Here is a 17,885-nt window from a genome sequence, read left to right as displayed (position 1 = left end):
ATGGAGGAATAGTTATGAGTGAATTTGTAAATAAAGAATATGTAGAAATAGATTTTCAAGATATTTTGATTAAAGAAGAGGAATTGAAGAATTGTACGTTCATAAAATGCCGTTTTAGAGGGATAGATGCATCAGAAATTTCTACTGAAAATTGTAATTTCATAGAATGTGATTTTACCGGTGCTCTTTTTAACGCTTCTATCCATCAAGGAACTACATTTGCAAATTGTAAGCTTGTTGGTGCGAATTTATTTGTATCGAAGTTTGAAGAATGTAAAATGACTGGCTCTGATTTTGAAGAAGCGAATTTAGACGGAATAACTATCATATCGGGTGATTGGTCATACACGAATTTAAGGTTTGCGAACTTAAGCAAACAAATGTTAAAGGGGATACGTTTAGTGGAAGCTGACCTATATGAATGTAATTTAGAAAAAGCAGATTTACGTGAAGCGGATTTAACCGGTGCACAATTAGGTAAGGCGAAACTTAGCGGTGCAAATTTAAAAGGAGCGATAGTTGATAGAATTGATTTTACAAGTTTCGATTTGAAGAATGTAAAATTAGATATAGCGCAGGCGGTTGCAGTAGCAAGGTGTTATGGGGCTAAGGTGAACTAAATTGTTTGAAAAACCGTTCAAAACGCTGAACGGTTTTTCAAATCATAATAGTAGTATAATAGTGAATGAGGTGTTCATAGAATGGAAGATAAAACATTAGGTTTACTATTAGATGTTGTTGGGGAATTATTTTCAGATGAAATTTCAATTGCTGTATCGAATACGAAAGAATATATATACTATCGGCCAAGTAAACGAATTGATTTAAAGATTAGCGCCGGGGATCCTATAAAGGAAGGGACGATTGCTCATAAAGCAATGGTGACGAACCAAAAAACCTCTGAGTTTATGAATCGTGATGTTTTTGGTATTCCTTATCATGGTATGGCCGTACCATTCTCAAACAATGGAAAGCTTGAAGGGTGCGTGACAGCCATTTATCCAGCTTTAACGGACGGAAAATCAGTCGTTACTTTAAAAACAACGGACGGCTGGATTCCGGTTCCTTTTTCAAAAGTCATGTATTTAGAGGCGAAAGATAAAAAGACGTATGTAAATGCAGAAGAGTTAACAGGGACACATAAATACTCGTTACAAGAATTCGAATATTTACTTCCGAAAGATTCATTTATTAGATGCCACCGTTCCTTTATTGTAAATGTGAATCATATTAAAGCAATTTATCCTGATACGCATTCAACTTTTTTACTTTCTATGGATAATGGTGAAAGGGTACCAGTGAGTCAGTCATATGCTAGTTATTTTCGTAAGCTTCTAGGATTCTAAATTATTCTGCTTTAGAGGTTAGATTCGCTGTTTTGTCTGAATTTTTGCCATTGTATACTGAAATCCCTATTTAGATACTGTTAAAGTGTAAAATAATTATGAATATTCATAGGGAGAGGGATTACATATGGAGAATAATTTGGATAGAATTAGGGATGAACGTCTGAAAGATCGCGTAGTTACACCTGAAGAAGCAGCTTCATGGATTGAAAGTGGAATGACTTTAGGCTTAAGTGGGTTTACACGTGCAGGTGATGTAAAAGCAGTCCCATTTGCGCTTGTAAACCGAGTTAAGAATGATACATCTTTTAAAGTAAATGTTTATACTGGTGCCTCTTTAGGTTCTGATGTAGATAAATTATTTGCGGAAGCAGGAATTTTAGGAAAAAGATTGCCTTTCCAAGCTGATGCGACTATGCGAAAAGGAATTAATAACGGAGATTTTTTATTTGTGGACCAGCACTTATCTCATACAGCAGAGTTACTTCGCGCTGACGTTATGGATGTAGATTTTGCTATTTTGGAAGCGGTTGCGATTACTGAAGATGGCATGATTATTCCGACAACTTCAATAGGAAATTCTTTAGCGTTTTCTTTAAATGCTAAGTCCATTATTATTGAAATGAATATGGCTCAATCCACGCAGTTAGAAGGACTGCATGATTTATATGAACCAGGTAAGCAAGGAGAAAGACTTCCAATTCCGATTGTGAAAACGGATGATCGAATTGGAACGATTGGCATTCCAATCGATGTTGAAAAGGTGAAAGGGATTGTGTTTACGAACCAATTAGACTCACCATCGACAATTGTTCCTCCAGATGAAGAAACTGTTATTATGGCACAGCATTTAATAGAGTTCCTTCGAAAAGAAGTCGAAGTAGGCCGATTAACAAATCGTTTAGCGCCGCTACAATCGGGAATTGGCTCAGTGGCTAATGCAGTTCTTCATGGAATGTTAGATTCGGAGTTTGAAGATTTAGAAGTGTATTCTGAAGTTTTACAAGATGCGGTCTTTGATCTTATGGATGCTGGAAAAGTCAATTTTGCTTCATGCTGCTCAATTACACTCTCTGAGGAGAAAATGCAAAAAGTATTTTCTAACTTTGAAAAATATCGTGACAAATTAATGATGCGCCCGCAAGAGATTTCTAATCATCCTGAAATCATTCGTCGCCTCGGATTAATCTCGATTAATACTGCTTTAGAATTAGATATATACGGAAATGCGAACTCTACTCACGTTTTAGGCACAAAAATGATGAATGGTATCGGTGGTTCTGGTGATTTTGCGAGAAATGCTCGCCTAGCTATCTTTGTTACGAAATCGATTGCGAAAGGTGGCAACATTTCAAGTATCGTTCCTTTTGTTTCACATGTGGACCATACGGAACACGATGTAGATGTTATCGTCACTGAACAAGGGTATGTTGATCTAAGAGGACTTGCCCCAAGAGAAAGAGTGGAATTAATTATAGAGAATTGCGCACATCCAATGTATCGTGATCAGCTAAGAGCTTATTACGAAGAAGCTAAAACGAGAGGTGGACAAACTCCTCATGTTTTAGAAAAAGCTTTTTCTTGGCATACGAATTATGCTAAAAGTGGAACAATGCTTGAAGCGGTAGTAGAAACTGTATAGGTGTGTATCGTTAGAAATAGTAAAACGAAAGATTGAGTTTGAAAAAAATTTTAGAAGAAGAAAACGCCAACTTTCAAAGATGGCGTTTTTTTCTTTAAATGCATTGTTACAGGCCGTACTGATTATAATAAAGATTTATGAAAATAAGAGGGTTTTTTAATTACTTTTCGAATCATTTTAATAGTTTACATATCGAAGGTGAGGAGAAAGAATCATGAAGATAAGAGAAGCGTTATTAAGTGAAGCAAATGAATTAAGTAAACTCGCACTACAATCAAAAGCGACGTGGGATTATAGTGAAGAATTCATAATTGCCTGTAAGGAAGATTTAACTATTACAGAAGAGTATATAAATAATAATTTTGTATATGTTTTTGAAAACGATAATACGAAGATTGGATTTTTCTCATTTTTACGTAATGATCAAGCTCTCGATTTCCTGTACATTCATCCTCGTTATAAAGGGAAAGGCTACGGGAAAATACTTTGGAAGTATGTAATAGAAAAAGCAAATGAACTAGGCTTAAAAAGTTTTACGATTGATAGTGATCCGAATGCAAAAGGATATTATTTGAAAATGGGCGCACAGTTAATCGGAGAGACACCATCAACGGTCTTTAAGGATCGTTTACTGCCTCTTTTGAAATATGATGTGTAAAACTATTAATAGTAGGGGAAGATTAGAGTGGATGATGTAAAGGAAAAAAGAATATATGAAGCACTAATAAGATCGTGGTCGATTGAAACAAGTTCAAAGTGGACGACTGAGAATCCAGCAAAGGGACAGTGTGGTGTTACAGCTCTAGTCGTTCAAGACATATACGGAGGAGAGATTAAAAGACAAAAGTAAGAGAGGCGTGGCACTTTTATAACTTTATAGATGGACAGAGGTTTGATTTTACAGAGGCTCAATTTAATGAAAAACTGAATTATATGGATATAGAATCAAATCGAGAAGAAGCATTTGCAGATACAAATGAAAAACAATATAGCATGTTGAAGAAAAAGATAACGAAAGAATTGAAATTATCTTTTGACTCTTAATCTTTAATAAGTTACTATAATGGTGGTAACTTATTAAAGGGAACTTCATAGAGTTGAAAGGGGAAATACTTTTGAAAACAACTTATGTAAACGCTACAATCGTAACGATGAATGAACAAAATGAAGTGATAGAAAATGGATATATCATTGTAGAAAATGATCAAATTATAGATGTGAAGAGCGGAGAATTCGCTAATGATTTTGAAGTAGATGAAGTAATTGACATGAAAGGAAAGTGGGTTTTACCAGGGCTTGTAAATACACATACACACGTTGTAATGAGTCTCTTAAGAGGTATTGGTGATGATATGTTATTACAACCATGGCTTGAGACGAGAATTTGGCCACTTGAAAGTCAGTTTACTCCAGAGCTTGCGGTCGCTAGTACGGAATTAGGATTACTTGAAATGGTGAAAAGTGGTACAACATCATTCTCTGATATGTTTAATCCAATTGGAGTAGATCAAGATGCAATTATGGAAACGGTATCAAAGAGTGGAATGCGAGCTGCTGTTTCAAGAACTTTATTTAGCTTCGGAACGAAAGATGATGAAAAGAAAGCCGTTGAAGAAGCTGAAAAATATGTGAAGCGTTACTATAATGAAAGTGGTATGTTAACTACGATGGTTGCACCGCATAGTCCATATACATGTTCCACAGAACTATTAGAAGAATGCGCACGTATTGCAGTAGAAAATCAAACGATGGTTCATATTCACCTTTCGGAAACAGAGCGTGAAGTACGTGATATTGAAGCACAGTACGGAAAACGTCCAGTAGAATATGCAGCAAGTTGTGGGTTATTTAAACGCCCAACAGTTATTGCACACGGTGTAGTATTAAATGAAAATGAGCGTGCATTTTTAGCAGAACATGATGTTCGAGTAGCACATAACCCGAATAGTAATTTAAAACTAGGTTCTGGTATAGCGAATGTAAAAGCGATGCTAGAAACAGGAGTGAAAGTAGGTATTGCAACAGATAGTGTGGCATCAAACAACAATTTAGATATGTTTGAAGAAATGCGCATCGCAACATTATTACAAAAAGGTATTCATCAAGATGCAACAGCGTTACCGGTTGAAACAGCTCTTACACTTGCAACTAAAGGAGCGGCTGAAGTAATCGGCATGAAACAAACAGGATCACTTGAGGTTGGAAAGTGCGCTGATTTCATTACAATTGATCCGTCTAATAAGCCTCATTTACAACCAGCGGATGAAGTGTTATCACACCTTGTATATGCTGCTAGTGGAAAAGATATAAGCGATGTAATTATTAACGGAAAACTTGTCGTTTGGAATGGCGAATGTAAAACGTTAGATGAAGAGCGTATTATATTTGAAGCAAGTCGCTATAAACGAGGTTTACAAAGATAGGTATTTTTAGGCTGTGGAGAAAGACTTCTCCACAGCCTGTTTTTTGTCTGAACTTTTTTATTAATAAAACAGAAGAGAATGATTTAGATAAAATCACTAGTTTCAAAAATCCTTCACGTAATAATGATTATATGAAGGATTTAAATGTTTCTTATTTTTTTGTCTCGTTGACCCATTTAATAATGTCCTGGATAACGTACTCAGGAACATTAGCAGGGATTTCATATTCACTAGGAAGGCTTAATGCCCCATCACCCTCCGTGAAGAAATGATTCAATTTTGGGTATTCATTGAACTGAACATTCTTGCGATTTGAAAGCCCTTCCTGCCATTTTGTATTTTCTTTTTTTTATTCATGTTTTAACCTCCAATATGTGATGGTAAAAAACAGGTATGATAAATTAAGGTTTTGTTGTAAAAACGCCTAAACCATTGATATGTTCATCTAAAACCAACAGTTCTTGTTTTGTCGTAATCGCTTTGGCAGCTTCAACCCTTTCTTTCTTCCTTCACTTTATATTTTGACTATACGAAACAAAGTTCTCGTTTTTCTTACTTGATTCTTACAAAATCCTTAAGTGTATAAGATTTGTAAAATATCATTTTCTACTTAACCTGAATTCCAAAAAACAAAGTGGCATTGCTGAATGGAGATACGAAAATATCCTAACCAAACTGTAACCTATACGTCTATTAAGTTAGTTATGGGGGCATTTACATGAAACAGAGAAAAGTTAAAATAAAAAAGGAGGTATGCAATAAGAGTTTTTTATAAACACTTGAGCGAACAGCGCAGATTAAACATTCAATATTTAGCTATCCTTTTTAAAAGAGTAGCTTTTTTTGAACGAATAAATATTCAAAAGAATGTCGCATCTTTCTGTTCATATTTCTGCTATAATATATAACGCTTTATAATATTTTATATTTAAGGAGAACGATTCATGAAGCGAAAAAAGAGCCATTTAATGGTAATGGCACTTGTTACATCTTTATTATTAACAGCTTGTAATAATAAAGCGAATAAAAGTGACAGAGAGGCAAAAAAACAAGTATTAAATGTAACAGTATCAGAAGAAATTCCTTCACTTGATACAGCGAAAACGATGGATGGTACGTCAGCGCACGTTATGCAGAACATATTTGAAGGGTTGTATGTATTAGATGATCAAGATCAGCCGATTCCAGCAGTAGCAAAATCGTTTAAAAGAAGTGAAGATGGTAAAAAATATACATTTGATTTGCGTAAAGATGCAAAATGGTCAAATGGAGACAGTGTGACAGCAAATGATTTTCTGTTTGCATGGAAACGTGCAATTAATCCTGAAACAGCGTCTCAATATGCGTATATGCTTTTTTACGTGAAAAATGCAAAAGAGATAAATAAGGGAACAGTGCCTCTTGCTGAACTTGGGGTTAAAGTTATAAATGATTATAAATTGGAAGTGGAACTTGAACAGCCAATCCCGTATTTTTTACAGTTGTTAGCGCTACCTATTTACTTACCACAGCATGAATCATTTTTGAAAGAACAAGGAAAGAATTATGCATTGGAACCTAGTAATCTCATATATAATGGGCCATTTGTATTAGAGAAATGGAAGCATGAACAAGAGTTTCAATTAAAGAAAAATGCTACATATTGGGATGAAAAGAAAGTGAAATTAGACGAGATAAACTTTCAAATTGTAAAGGATACAATGACCGCTGTTAATTTATACGAAGCTGGTAATTTGGACCGGGTGCCTATTAATTCTCAATTTGTAGACAAGTATAAAGGGCATAAGGAGTTACATATGTCGAGCGAACCTGCAATTGCTATGCTACGTTTTAATGAAAAAAATAGTGCGTTAGCAAATAAGAAAGTGCGTCAGGCTATTTCATTCGCATTAAATAAAGAGGATTTCGTTGCTCATTTTATTAATAACGGAGCAAAACCTGCAACTGGGCTAGTACCAGTTGGGCATATCAATGAAGAAACGGGAAAAGATTTTAGGAAAGAAAACGGAAACCTTTCTTTATATGATGTACAAAGTGCGAAAAAGATTTGGGAAGAAGCGAAAAAAGAGCTTGGAGTAGAACAAGTAAACCTCGAGTTTTTAACGTTTGAACAAGATAACGCAAAACGTATGGCAGAATATATAAAAGGTGATTTAGAAAAGAATTTACAAGGATTAACGATACAAATTAAACAACAGCCATTTAAGCAAAAATTACAGTTAGAACAAACAGGTGATTATGATATAACTATGGCAAATTGGGGACCCGACTATAAAGACCCAATTAGTTATTTAGAACTATTTACGACGGGTAATCAAAATAACAAAATGAATTATTCTAACCGTCACTACGATGAATTAATAAAGAAAGCGAAAAGCGATCTAGTATTAGATCAGAAGAAAAGATGGGAAGCATTGCAAGAGGCCGAGCGTATTCTATTAGGGGATGCTGCGGTCGCACCGCTTTATCAAATGGGCTCAGCTTACGTACAAAATGATTATGTAAAAGGAATTGAAAAGCATCAATTTGGTGGTATTTATACTTATAAGAATGCTTATATTGCTAATGAATAAATACAAAAAACCTTACTTTTTAAAAGTAAGGTTTTTTACATATGAATTTTATTAAACCGATTTTAATAAAGAATAAAAATTTGTATCATATGGAATATCATCTTGATACATATAATTTTTTAGAACGCCTTCTTTTTCAAATCCTAATTTTAATAGCACTTTATTGGAAGCTTCATTTTCAAGAAAGACAATTGCTCCGATCCGTTTTAAATGAAGTGTGTGGAAACCGTATGATATAACTTCAGAAATAGCTTCTGTCGCATATCCCTTTCCCCAGTGTTCAGGGAGAAAGGCATAACTTAAATTGGCCCGTTTATGCTCAGAAGACCAATCGTGAAAACCGATGGTACCAATGAGTTCTTTCTTGTTTTTTAATTGGATTCCCCATTTTATACCACTTCTTGCATTGTAACTCAACTTAAAGTTATGAATGATTTGTTTTACTTGATCAATATCCTGTAATGGCTTTTGCCCATAATAGCGCAGTACGTCAGTATTAGAAAAGCATTGTAGTATACCCGGTGCATCTTCTTCGGTAAGTTCTCTTAAAATGAGTCGATCGGTTTTCAATATAGGAAACATGCTTTCACTCCATTTCTTCTGAAACTAGAATGTGTTGTTATTATATAATGTAATCTGAAAAAAAAGATTATTCAAGAGGGAGGTATGGTTTTGATTTATGATAAAATTGATTGTGGAATATATTTCAAAAAGAGGTTTGTATATGGAGAAAAATTCAATTTTAATTGTAGATGATGATCAAGATATTGTTAGATTTATGAACGTGAATTTAATGCAAGAAGGTTTTAAAGTTTTTAGTGCTCATAACGGAGAAGAGGCTTTAGAAATAATAAATAAAAATAACATTCAACTTGCTATTTTGGATATTATGATGCCACAAATGGATGGGATAGAATTGTGCAGAAGGATTAGAGAGAAACATAGTTTACCAATTATGTTTTTAAGTGCAAAATCATCGGATGTAGATAAAGTAATTGGATTTAGTACTGGGGCAGATGATTATATAGTGAAGCCGTTTAGTACAATTGAATTTATAGCGAGAGTGAAAGCTCAATTAAGAAGGTATACATATTTCAATCAAAATGCTGTCCAAGTAATAAAAAAGAAAATAAACATTAGAGGTTTAGAAATAGATGAAGTGTCTAGAACAGTAATGTTATATGGAGAAACAATCAATCTTACAAAAACGGAATATGATATTTTGTATTTAATGGCAGCTGCAAAGAATCGTGTATTTACTATTGAAGAAATATATGAGAGCGTTTGGAAAGAAAGAGCCTATGAAAGCAATAATACAGTAATGGTTCATATCGCAAGGTTAAGAAATAAAATTGAAGAGGATCCAAAAGAACCGAAGTTTATTCAAAATGTTTGGGGAGTCGGATATAAAATTGAAGATTAAATCATTACAAGGCATTAGAGCTAAGTTTTTTACCGCATTCATATGTAGCATCTTGTTAGCAACTGTAAGTATAATAGTGTTTCAAATTTTAATTGGAAATATATATAGTCATGTTACTGCATTAGAGGAAAAATATTCATTTTTATATTTTATAGTTTTTTTAATTTTTACTACGACATACTTTGCATGTATGACAAAAACAATGATGAAACGATTGTCTGAAATTAATAAGAACGTGAAGGAAATAAGGAATGGTAATTTTGAAGTATATATACCTATTTCAAAAAATGACGAGATTGGTGAATTAGCAGCGAATGTTAATAGAATGGCTAAAAGTTTAAAAGAGTCTATTGAGAATGAAAAAAAATCACAGGAAATGAAAAATGAAATGATTAGTAATATTTCGCATGACTTACGAACACCTGTAACATCTTTAATCGGTTATGCGGACTTGTTAGGAAATAAGTTGCATTCAAATGGAGAAGAATGTGAACAGTATGTAAGCATATTAAAGCGAAAAAGTTATGAATTAAAAAATCAAGTAGATGATTTGTTAGAATACTGTCAAATAAATTATAGAGAGATTGAATTACATAAAAGTGTAGTAAATATGAAAGCGTTAATGGAACAAATTATGATTGATTTTGTGCCACGATTAGATGATGCTGATATGAGCCTTTGTATTAAGGGGGATAAAGAGTTACATGTGGAAATGGATGTAGCACTTATGGTGAGGTTATTCGAAAATGTAATTAGTAATAGTATTATGTACGGGAAAGACGGAAAGGAGATTGTAATTCAAGTTTCTAAAAGAGACATGAATGTTGAAATAGAAATTAAAAATTTTGGACAATGTATTCCAGATGAGAACCTTCCTTACGTTTTTGAGAAGTTTTATCGTGGTGAAAAATCACGTAGCTCCCATACAGGTGGAAAAGGAATGGGACTTGCAATTGCGAGAAGTATAGCAGAGCTTCATAAAGGGGATATCACTGTGCGCAGTAACGAGAAAGAAACTGTTTTCACTATCGCTTTACCGCAGCATAAAAAATTGTAAAAAAGTCGTAAGTATTTCTTTTATATGTCGTAATTTTTAATTCGTATCATGTAGAACAAAGATATGAGAGTAGGGATACGACATGTGGAAGAAATATGTATTAGTAATTTTAGTTGCTTTTGTACTTACAAGTTGGAGTATAGTTTATTTAGCTAAAGGTGTTATATCAGTCATTGGGTGGTGGAGTATACAAGCCTTTAGCATAGTATCACTCTTTATTTTAATAGGGATAACGTTACTAATTGTGTGGAAAGGAATTTTCAGACAACGAATAGATGGAGCGCTACTCTTCATCGTTATTTTCTCTATCATTGGAGCTTGGCCTTTAGGATGGTTTGCGAACATTGGTAGACTTGCTTACCCGGCAGATGTACATTCTACGAGCCCTAAAGTAGTCGTGCGCTTTCCTTTGAATGAACGAGCATTAATTGGCTGGGGTGGTGATCGTTTAGAAACGAACTATCACGTTATCAAACCGAATGAACGATGGGCATATGATATTCTCATTCCACCTGCTGAAGTGAAAAGTAGTAAGTTAGAGGATTACGGAATATATGGAGCGAAAGTAATGGCACCAGCTTCTGGGACGGTTGTATCAATTAATAATAATGAACAAGATTTAGTTCCTGGATCGGATGATTTTCAATCAATGGCGGGTAATCATATTTATTTACGACTAGATGAATCAGGGACATATTTAATTCTTGCCCATTTAAAGCAAGGGTCCATTAAAGTTAAAGAAGGACAACATGTAAATGAAGGAGAATTTCTTGCTCAGGTCGGTAACTCAGGAAGTTCAAGTGAGCCACATTTACATATTCATCATCAAAGGCAGGATCCATCCAAGGTAAGCATATTTCTTTCGGAAGGATTACCACTTTACTTTCGAACTGAGAAGGGTGTGATAATGCCGGAAAAAGGAGAATATATAAAAAGACATTAGGGGGAAACGCTGATGTGGGAGAAATATTATATCGAAACTGATAGAGGGAAATTTGAGTATTTTCAAAAGGGAGAAGGAAAACCACTTTGTGTAACACATTTATACAGTGAGTTTAATAGTAATGGTAATTTATTTGCTTCTGCATTTACGAATCATTACACAGTGTCCGCATGAATTTGCAGTGGAAGTAGCGGAGCTTATGCCAAATGCGATAATGTCGACATTTGAATACAGTAATCATTTTCCATTTATTGAGGAGGAAGAAGAGTTTATAAAATTTGTTGAAAGCACGGTCTGTCATGTAAATGGATGATGAAAATCTATAATTTAAAAAGAAGAAGGCTGTCTTCAACACAAATTTGAGACAGCCTTCTTCTTTCATTATCCTACAAACGTTTGATACAGTAAGAAAATATTTAAAATGATAACAAGTACAGCAATGATCCAAGCGATAAAGGTAGTTATGCGGTGATTAACGAGTGCACCCATAATTTTTTTATTACTTGTAAACATAATAAGTGGTACTAATGCAAAGGCAATACCGAATGATAAGACAACTTGACTCATGACTAGAGCGTAAGTTGGATTTACGCCTAAAGCGATAATCACTAGTGGTGGAATCATTGTAATAAATCGGCGTAAGTATAACGGAATATGCATTCGAATGAAACCTTGCATAATAATATCACCTGACATTGTACCGACAGAAGAGCTAGATAGTCCTGCTGATAAGAGCCCAATTCCAAATAAAGCAGCTGATACAGGGCCCACTAAAGTACTGAACTGGTTAAAAGCAACATCAAGATCTTCGACATGCAAGCCGTTTTTAAAGAATAGTGCAGCAGCAACAATTAACATACTTGCATTAATTGCTCCAGCGATAACCATTGCAATAATGATATCAATAAACTCGAAGCGGAAAATCTTTTTCTTTTGTTCATCATTTGTTCCGACTACGCGGCGTTGCGTTAAGGCGGAATGTAAATAGATTGCGTGCGGCATAACTGTCGCCCCTAAAATTCCGGCTGCAAGTAATATACTGTCTACACCTTGGAATTTTGGAATAAATAGTCCTGAAAGCAAAGGGCTTAATTCCGGTTTTGCATAAAAGACTTGTACACCGAAAGCGATAACAACGATAAAAATCATTCCTGTTATAATAGCTTCTAATGGACGGAAGCCTCTGCGTTGAAATTCAAGAATAATAAATGATCCAGCAGCTGTAATTAAAGCAGCTGGTAACATTGGAATTCCAAATAATAAATACAATCCGAGTGCTGCCCCGATAAATTCAGCTAAATCAGTAGCCATAATAACGAGTTCACCTTGTATCCATAAGCCGATGGAAACAGGTTTTGGGAAGTTTTCTCGAGCAATTTCAGGAAGGTTTCTACCTGTAGCGATTCCTAATTTAGCTGATAAAGTTTGGATTAATACAGCCATTAAATTAGAAGCGAGAATTACCCAGAGTAATAAATATCCATATTGTGATCCAGCGGCAATATTTGTCGCGAAATTGCCAGGGTCAATATAAGCGACTGAAGCGATGAAAGCAGGACCTAAGAATGGTAATAGTCTTTTTAAGCCTTTCGTTTGTCCGCTTAATGCTAAATGCGCTGATTGAACAGTTGTACTTTGAGAAGGGACATGTTCATCTTTTGATATATCTTTATTCATAGTAGTTTTCCCCTTTGGTATGTTAACTTGATGAAATTATTGTAAGTATTCTTATTCTTTATTTCAATACATTTAAATGTACTAGGTTATATTTTTTATTTGAACATAAATGTTTCCTTAGTGCAAATTATATGCCTTAATACAATGAATGGTGTGGTGTTATTAAAAATTGGGAGTTTATGGTGTGATGACGTGGGGAAACATAATGAATTAAAGGGCTGTTTTTGAAATTTATGTGAACATAAAGCCGATAATACAGCATATTAATTGATGGAATTGCATTTGTATGATATATAATATATTGGGATTACAACATAACCATAGTGTTTTGGTGTGTAATCTTGTTTTTTATTTTTGTTAACTGATAGAAAATAGTATAAAGAGAAGAAAATGGGATTCATTTTCTTATTATATATGTTTTGATATGAACGTTAACTTATACATGATTTTAAAAATTAGATAGGTGGTAGAAATACATTGGCAACTACAAAACCATACAGAGTATTACTATATTACATGTACACAACAATTGAAAACCCAGAAGAATTCGCGGCAGAGCATTTAGCATTTTGTAATTCACTTGAATTAAAAGGTAGAATTCTTGTAGCAAAAGAAGGTATTAACGGAACTTGTTCTGGTACTGTAGAACAAACAGAGAAATACATGGAAGCTATGAACAACGATCCACGTTTTGACGGTATCGTATTTAAAATAGATGAAGCTGATGGTCATGCATTCAAGAAAATGCACGTGCGTCCTCGCCCAGAATTAGTTACACTTCGTCTAGAAGATGATATTAATCCACACGAAATAACTGGGAAGTATTTAGAGCCAAAAGATTTTTATGAAGCAATGAAACAAGAAGATACAGTTATCATTGATGCACGAAATGATTATGAATTTGATTTAGGTCACTTCAAAGGTGCGATTAAACCTGATATCGAATCATTCCGTGAATTACCAGATTGGATTCGTGAAAATAAAGAAGTACTTGAAGGTAAAAAGATTTTAACGTACTGTACAGGCGGAATTCGTTGCGAGAAGTTTTCTGGTTGGTTAGTTCGTGAAGGTTATGAAGATGTAAGTCAGCTTCACGGCGGTATTGTAACGTACGGAAAAGACCCAGAAGTACAAGGTGAGCTTTGGGATGGACAATGTTATGTGTTCGATGAGCGTATCGCTGTACCAGTAAACCAAAAAGAACATGTTATCGTTGGTAAAGACTACTTTACAGGTGAACCTTGTGAGCGCTATGTAAATTGTGCCAATCCAGAATGTAACAAGAAAATTTTATGTTCTGAAGAAAACGAAGCGAAATATTTACGTGCATGTTCTCACGAATGCCGTGTAAGCCCACGTAACCGCTACGTAATACAACATGAATTAACGGAAGAACAAGTAGCTGCTGCATTAGAGAAAATCGAAGCAGGGAAGTAAGAGGAATTCGTGTAATAAAAAAGGGTACTCCAAACTTTATGTTGGAATACCCTTTTTATATTGTCCGGTTCAGCCTTTTGTCGGTTTCTGTCGGTAAGTCGATATATCTGGAAAATCGCCGATATATTTTGAGTTGCGCTGATATATTTAAAAAATCGCTGATATATTTCGAGATGCGCCGATATATCCGAAAAATCGCTGATAAAAATTTCAATTACTGTAGCGTGCCACATATTTCAATGTAAAAATAATCTTCTTTATTTCGAATCATCTTTCTCTCTCACAGCAGAAAGTACAGTTTGTTTAACCCATGCTTTTCTTCGTTTATGTTGTAGACCCCATTGGTATAAACTTTGCGCACCTAAAATAAGTGAAATGACGATGCCGCTAATTGCTATTAAAAGCGCGAAAAATTCAAGTGGCGACGATATTTTGTTTGAATCGGTGTTTCTTAACAAGTCAATCATAGTAAACCCTAACATTTGGCCCACAACAGAGTAAAGCGTTAAAATTAATAATAAAAGACTATCCTTTTTAGAAGCGACATTTTCTTGATATTTAAACAAACTATCAAGATTTTGTTTTGCATTCGAGTATAAAACCTCGATGTTAAAAAGCTTTCTTAAGCGAAAGAAAATATCTTCACTCTGTGATTGGGATACGAGCTCTAAAGAAAAGTAATTTGCAGTAAATGAATTGATTGAGTAAATTAATTTCTCGATTTCATTTGTATCTTTTTCAATGTTTAGTTCAGCATAAGCGTTTGCCATTTTTAACAAAACAATTTTATGAAATAGATTTAATAATAAAGCGTAATAAAACTCCCCATACATTTGACTCGCAAGCTTAGTAAATTCGTGTTCCCCCTCATTTGTTACACAGGTGAATATATGTTCTTCCATTATGAAATAGCGATTTGGAGCCCACCTCTGGTAAGCGTGTTGTTTTAAATAATCATGAATATAAGGAAGATTATTTGCACTTACATAAGCCTTGCCGTTACTTGTTAACCCAGAAAGACTGGAAGTACGATAAACATCCACTTCGGTAAGCTCCATCTCTGCTTTTATACATAGTAAAGTTTGAACGTACATTCTTTGATCTTCAAAGAAAGGAAAGGTTTGAAAGTAAGAACTTCTTAATCTCTTCTTCTCAAAGAAATCTGTTACGCCATGAAATAAATAACCAAAAATGAACCTTTCCACTTGGGAATATTTTTTTCCATTACATTCAATGCAAATCGTTTCATTTGTATCATTTTTAGTTTCAAGTACACGGAAGCGGGCGGCGAATTCAATTGCTTCTGATAATGTCATGTTTGGAGCGGTCTCTACTTCTGTCCGAATTGTTAAGAAGCCAAGCTCATAAGGACAAAGTGTTACGTCAATAGAATGAATCTTAAATGGAACGGAAATAAGATTTGTTGTTAAATGTCCAGTTAAATTAAGGTCTTTAGAATAGCGCTGCAACCCCTTTTGATGCTCTGAATGAGGAAATAAAATTTTATTTGTAAATGAAAGATAGTATGCTTCCATATTTTGATGTGAAACTTGAAACTTTCCATAGTATGTATTTTCATTTTCAAGATGATCGAGTCGAAAAGGGCGAAAGTCATTTTTCTGTAAGAAAGGGAACATATTTTGTTCATACCCAGTTTTAAAAGAAAACGGGAATATAAATTGAAATATAGCTGTTGTTACATCTTTTTCTTCAATTGTTTGTATTGCCTCCATTTACATTGTTTCCTTTCCATATATGCTATAAAAACAACATGCCCAAATTTATTTGAAAATAACCACTGTTTTATACTTGATTAAGAATGAAAATTCAGCTTATTTAGTAGGGGACATGTATAATGTTATGTATACTAAAAGTTATAAATTGATATTTTGAAAAGGGGGATGTTGTATGCGGATTTTAGTATTAGGAGCTGGCGGCGTTGGAGGATTTTTTGGGGGACGCTTAGTAGAAAAGAGAGAAGAGGTTACGTTTCTTGTTCGCAGTAAAAGGAAAAAACAATTGGAGGAAAGAGGACTTGTAATCCGCAGTGTTAACGGGGATTTTTCCTTCCAACCGAAATTAATAACGAAAGAAGATCGAACTGCTCCATTTGATGTCATTTTATTTTCAACAAAAGCGTATCACTTAAACGAGGCAATTCAAGATGTGAAGCCTTTTGTAGGTGAAACCACTGTGATTATTCCATTGTTAAATGGTATCGCTCATGTATCACTATTACAAAAGGAATTCGGTGAGGAAAAAGTAATTGGCGGTTTATGCTTTATCGAGACGACTTTAAACGATCAAGGAGAAATTGTACAAACTAGCGCTGCCAACAGACTTGTGTTTGGAGAAATGAAGTCTCAAGATTCAGAGAGAATAAAGCATATTTCTAAAGCATTTGCAGGTACGAAATCTAGTTTTGTTTTAAGTGAAAACATTATGCAAGATATGTGGCATAAATATTTATTTATTACTGTAATGTCGGGTGTGACGACATTAATGCGGGCACCGATAGGACCGATTCGTGAAAGCGAAGGTGGACGCGATTTTATCCAAAACTTATTTGAAGAATGTATGCAAATTATGAGATGTATAGGAGCGCCAATTAAAGATAATATTGTCCAAGAACATATGAAAACAATTGATAAAATTTCGTATAATATGAAGTCATCGATGCAGCGTGATATGGAAAAAGGTTCGTCTATTGAAGCGAAGCACTTACAAGGATACTTACTAGATGTAGCAGAACAATTTTCTATAGAATCACCATTATTAGGAGCAGTATATCAAAATTTGAAAGTGTATGAAGAAATGACCTTTAACAAATCAGCAATACAATTGGATGTATGAAAAAATAAAAAAGAAAGCAATATATAAGTGTATTGCTTTCTTTTTTTATGACAAATCATTTATTTCTTTTTGTTCTATCTGTCAAATTTATTTCCTGTTCACGTTTACCGTATAATTGATTAATTTCATTTGCTAATGCATCTAAATAGGAATCGGAAAAAATAGGCTTCTTTTCTTTAGACATATAGGTCTCCTTTATTGATTTTTTAGTATTCATTATGTATATTTACCGGCGGATTATGCGCAATCATTTTAATTTTTTCTTTTTAAAAATTTTTGTTTACATTTTGAAAATAAAGGAGTATTATAATCCACAGTTTCAATTTTCTAAATCGCTGAAACCGCATGGTACGGGGGACCCGTTCTTATGGATTAGTTCTTAATCCAATGGGGTGAATCCTTGAAAAAGGTAGGGCTACTCATAGGCCCGAATCCGACAGCTAACCTCGTAAGCGTTATATTGAGAAGGAAGGTGGAGCTTGTGCGACAAAAAAAATAATGTCTACAAGTC

General features: G+C 34.3%; 15 protein-coding genes, 3 pseudogenes and 1 riboswitch. Of the genes and pseudogenes, 13 read left to right on the top strand and 5 right to left on the bottom strand.

The features are described from left to right. The first annotated feature begins 14 nt into the window (after positions 1-14). The 6 genes and pseudogenes from PDQ68_RS13605 to PDQ68_RS13580 all read left to right on the top strand — a co-directional run bounded on the left by PDQ68_RS13605 (position 15) and on the right by PDQ68_RS13580 (position 5,411). Positions 15-620, top strand: a complete 606-nt coding sequence (locus PDQ68_RS13605) for a pentapeptide repeat-containing protein (RefSeq protein WP_014893850.1) — start codon at positions 15-17, stop codon at positions 618-620. Positions 621-701: 81 nt separating this feature from the next. Further along, a complete protein-coding gene (locus tag PDQ68_RS13600) occupies positions 702-1,346 on the top strand; it encodes a LytTR family DNA-binding domain-containing protein (protein ID WP_000389708.1) in 645 nt (214 codons plus the stop codon). Between the two features lie 127 nt (positions 1,347-1,473). After that, positions 1,474-2,988 (top strand): acetyl-CoA hydrolase/transferase family protein, encoded by a 1,515-nt coding sequence (locus PDQ68_RS13595; RefSeq protein ID WP_061183869.1) that lies wholly within the window; start codon positions 1,474-1,476, stop codon positions 2,986-2,988. Positions 2,989-3,202: 214 nt separating this feature from the next. Next, entirely contained in the window at positions 3,203-3,646 is a 444-nt protein-coding gene (locus PDQ68_RS13590; protein WP_016717172.1) for a GNAT family N-acetyltransferase, read from the top strand. A gap of 27 nt (positions 3,647-3,673) precedes the next feature. Next, positions 3,674-4,032: pseudogene (locus PDQ68_RS13585) on the top strand (YunG family protein). Positions 4,033-4,085: 53 nt separating this feature from the next. Further along, positions 4,086-5,411, top strand: a complete 1,326-nt coding sequence (locus PDQ68_RS13580) for a bifunctional S-methyl-5'-thioadenosine deaminase/S-adenosylhomocysteine deaminase (protein WP_139867755.1) — start codon at positions 4,086-4,088, stop codon at positions 5,409-5,411. 151 nt (positions 5,412-5,562) lie between these two features. On the opposite strand, the pseudogene PDQ68_RS13575 reads toward PDQ68_RS13580, so the two are convergent. Next, positions 5,563-5,760 (bottom strand): annotated as a pseudogene (locus PDQ68_RS13575) (alpha/beta hydrolase); the annotation flags it as partial. Positions 5,761-6,355: 595 nt separating this feature from the next. On the opposite strand from PDQ68_RS13575, the gene PDQ68_RS13570 reads away from it, so the two are divergent. After that, positions 6,356-7,984, top strand: a complete 1,629-nt coding sequence (locus PDQ68_RS13570; protein ID WP_000823509.1) for a peptide ABC transporter substrate-binding protein — start codon at positions 6,356-6,358, stop codon at positions 7,982-7,984. Positions 7,985-8,035: 51 nt separating this feature from the next. Here the strand turns inward: PDQ68_RS13570 and PDQ68_RS13565 are convergent, their stop codons facing one another. After that, positions 8,036-8,566, bottom strand: a complete 531-nt coding sequence (locus PDQ68_RS13565) for a GNAT family N-acetyltransferase (RefSeq protein ID WP_016717177.1) — start codon at positions 8,564-8,566, stop codon at positions 8,036-8,038. A gap of 142 nt (positions 8,567-8,708) precedes the next feature. Between PDQ68_RS13565 and PDQ68_RS13560 the strand changes: the two genes are divergently transcribed. The 4 genes and pseudogenes from PDQ68_RS13560 to PDQ68_RS13545 all read left to right on the top strand — a co-directional run. Next, a complete protein-coding gene (locus PDQ68_RS13560) occupies positions 8,709-9,407 on the top strand; it encodes a response regulator transcription factor (RefSeq protein WP_000414533.1) in 699 nt (232 codons plus the stop codon). Further along, positions 9,397-10,464 (top strand): sensor histidine kinase, encoded by a 1,068-nt coding sequence (locus PDQ68_RS13555; RefSeq protein ID WP_016717178.1) that lies wholly within the window; start codon positions 9,397-9,399, stop codon positions 10,462-10,464. Before PDQ68_RS13560 ends, PDQ68_RS13555 begins: the two co-directional genes overlap by 11 nt. Positions 10,465-10,546: 82 nt before the next feature. Next, positions 10,547-11,407, top strand: a complete 861-nt coding sequence (locus PDQ68_RS13550) for a M23 family metallopeptidase (RefSeq protein ID WP_061183867.1) — start codon at positions 10,547-10,549, stop codon at positions 11,405-11,407. 12 nt (positions 11,408-11,419) lie between these two features. Beyond that, positions 11,420-11,572 (top strand): annotated as a pseudogene (locus PDQ68_RS13545) (alpha/beta fold hydrolase); the annotation flags it as partial. A gap of 216 nt (positions 11,573-11,788) precedes the next feature. On the opposite strand, the gene PDQ68_RS13540 reads toward PDQ68_RS13545, so the two are convergent. Beyond that, a complete protein-coding gene (locus PDQ68_RS13540) occupies positions 11,789-13,084 on the bottom strand; it encodes an Nramp family divalent metal transporter (protein WP_001030650.1) in 1,296 nt (431 codons plus the stop codon). Between the two features lie 477 nt (positions 13,085-13,561). Between PDQ68_RS13540 and trhO the strand changes: the two genes are divergently transcribed. Continuing rightward, positions 13,562-14,521, top strand: a complete 960-nt coding sequence (trhO, locus tag PDQ68_RS13535) for an oxygen-dependent tRNA uridine(34) hydroxylase TrhO (protein WP_000246219.1) — start codon at positions 13,562-13,564, stop codon at positions 14,519-14,521. A gap of 257 nt (positions 14,522-14,778) precedes the next feature. On the opposite strand, the gene PDQ68_RS13530 is transcribed toward trhO, so the two are convergent. Next, complete coding sequence (locus PDQ68_RS13530) at positions 14,779-16,254, bottom strand: hypothetical protein (RefSeq protein WP_061183866.1); 1,476 nt, start codon at positions 16,252-16,254, stop codon at positions 14,779-14,781. 175 nt (positions 16,255-16,429) lie between these two features. Here PDQ68_RS13530 and panE point away from each other — a divergent pair, with 175 nt between their 5' ends. Then, the gene (gene panE, locus PDQ68_RS13525; RefSeq protein ID WP_061183865.1) at positions 16,430-17,374 is read left to right on the top strand and encodes a 2-dehydropantoate 2-reductase; all 945 of its coding nucleotides are present in this window, start codon (positions 16,430-16,432) and stop codon (positions 17,372-17,374) included. A gap of 55 nt (positions 17,375-17,429) precedes the next feature. Here the strand turns inward: panE and PDQ68_RS13520 are convergent, their stop codons facing one another. Further along, positions 17,430-17,558, bottom strand: a complete 129-nt coding sequence (locus PDQ68_RS13520; RefSeq protein WP_000031869.1) for a hypothetical protein — start codon at positions 17,556-17,558, stop codon at positions 17,430-17,432. A 139-nt stretch (positions 17,559-17,697) separates the two neighbouring features. Further along, positions 17,698-17,844, top strand: a riboswitch (cyclic di-AMP (ydaO/yuaA leader). Positions 17,845-17,885: the final 41 nt, after the last annotated feature.

Origin of the sequence: Bacillus cereus group sp. Bc010 (genome assembly GCF_027716745.1) — a bacterium.
Taxonomy (GTDB): Bacteria; Bacillota; Bacilli; order Bacillales; family Bacillaceae_G; genus Bacillus_A; species Bacillus_A pacificus.
The sequence above is the reverse complement of the archived record's forward strand: the minus strand, read 5'-3'. Positions and strand labels throughout refer to the sequence as shown.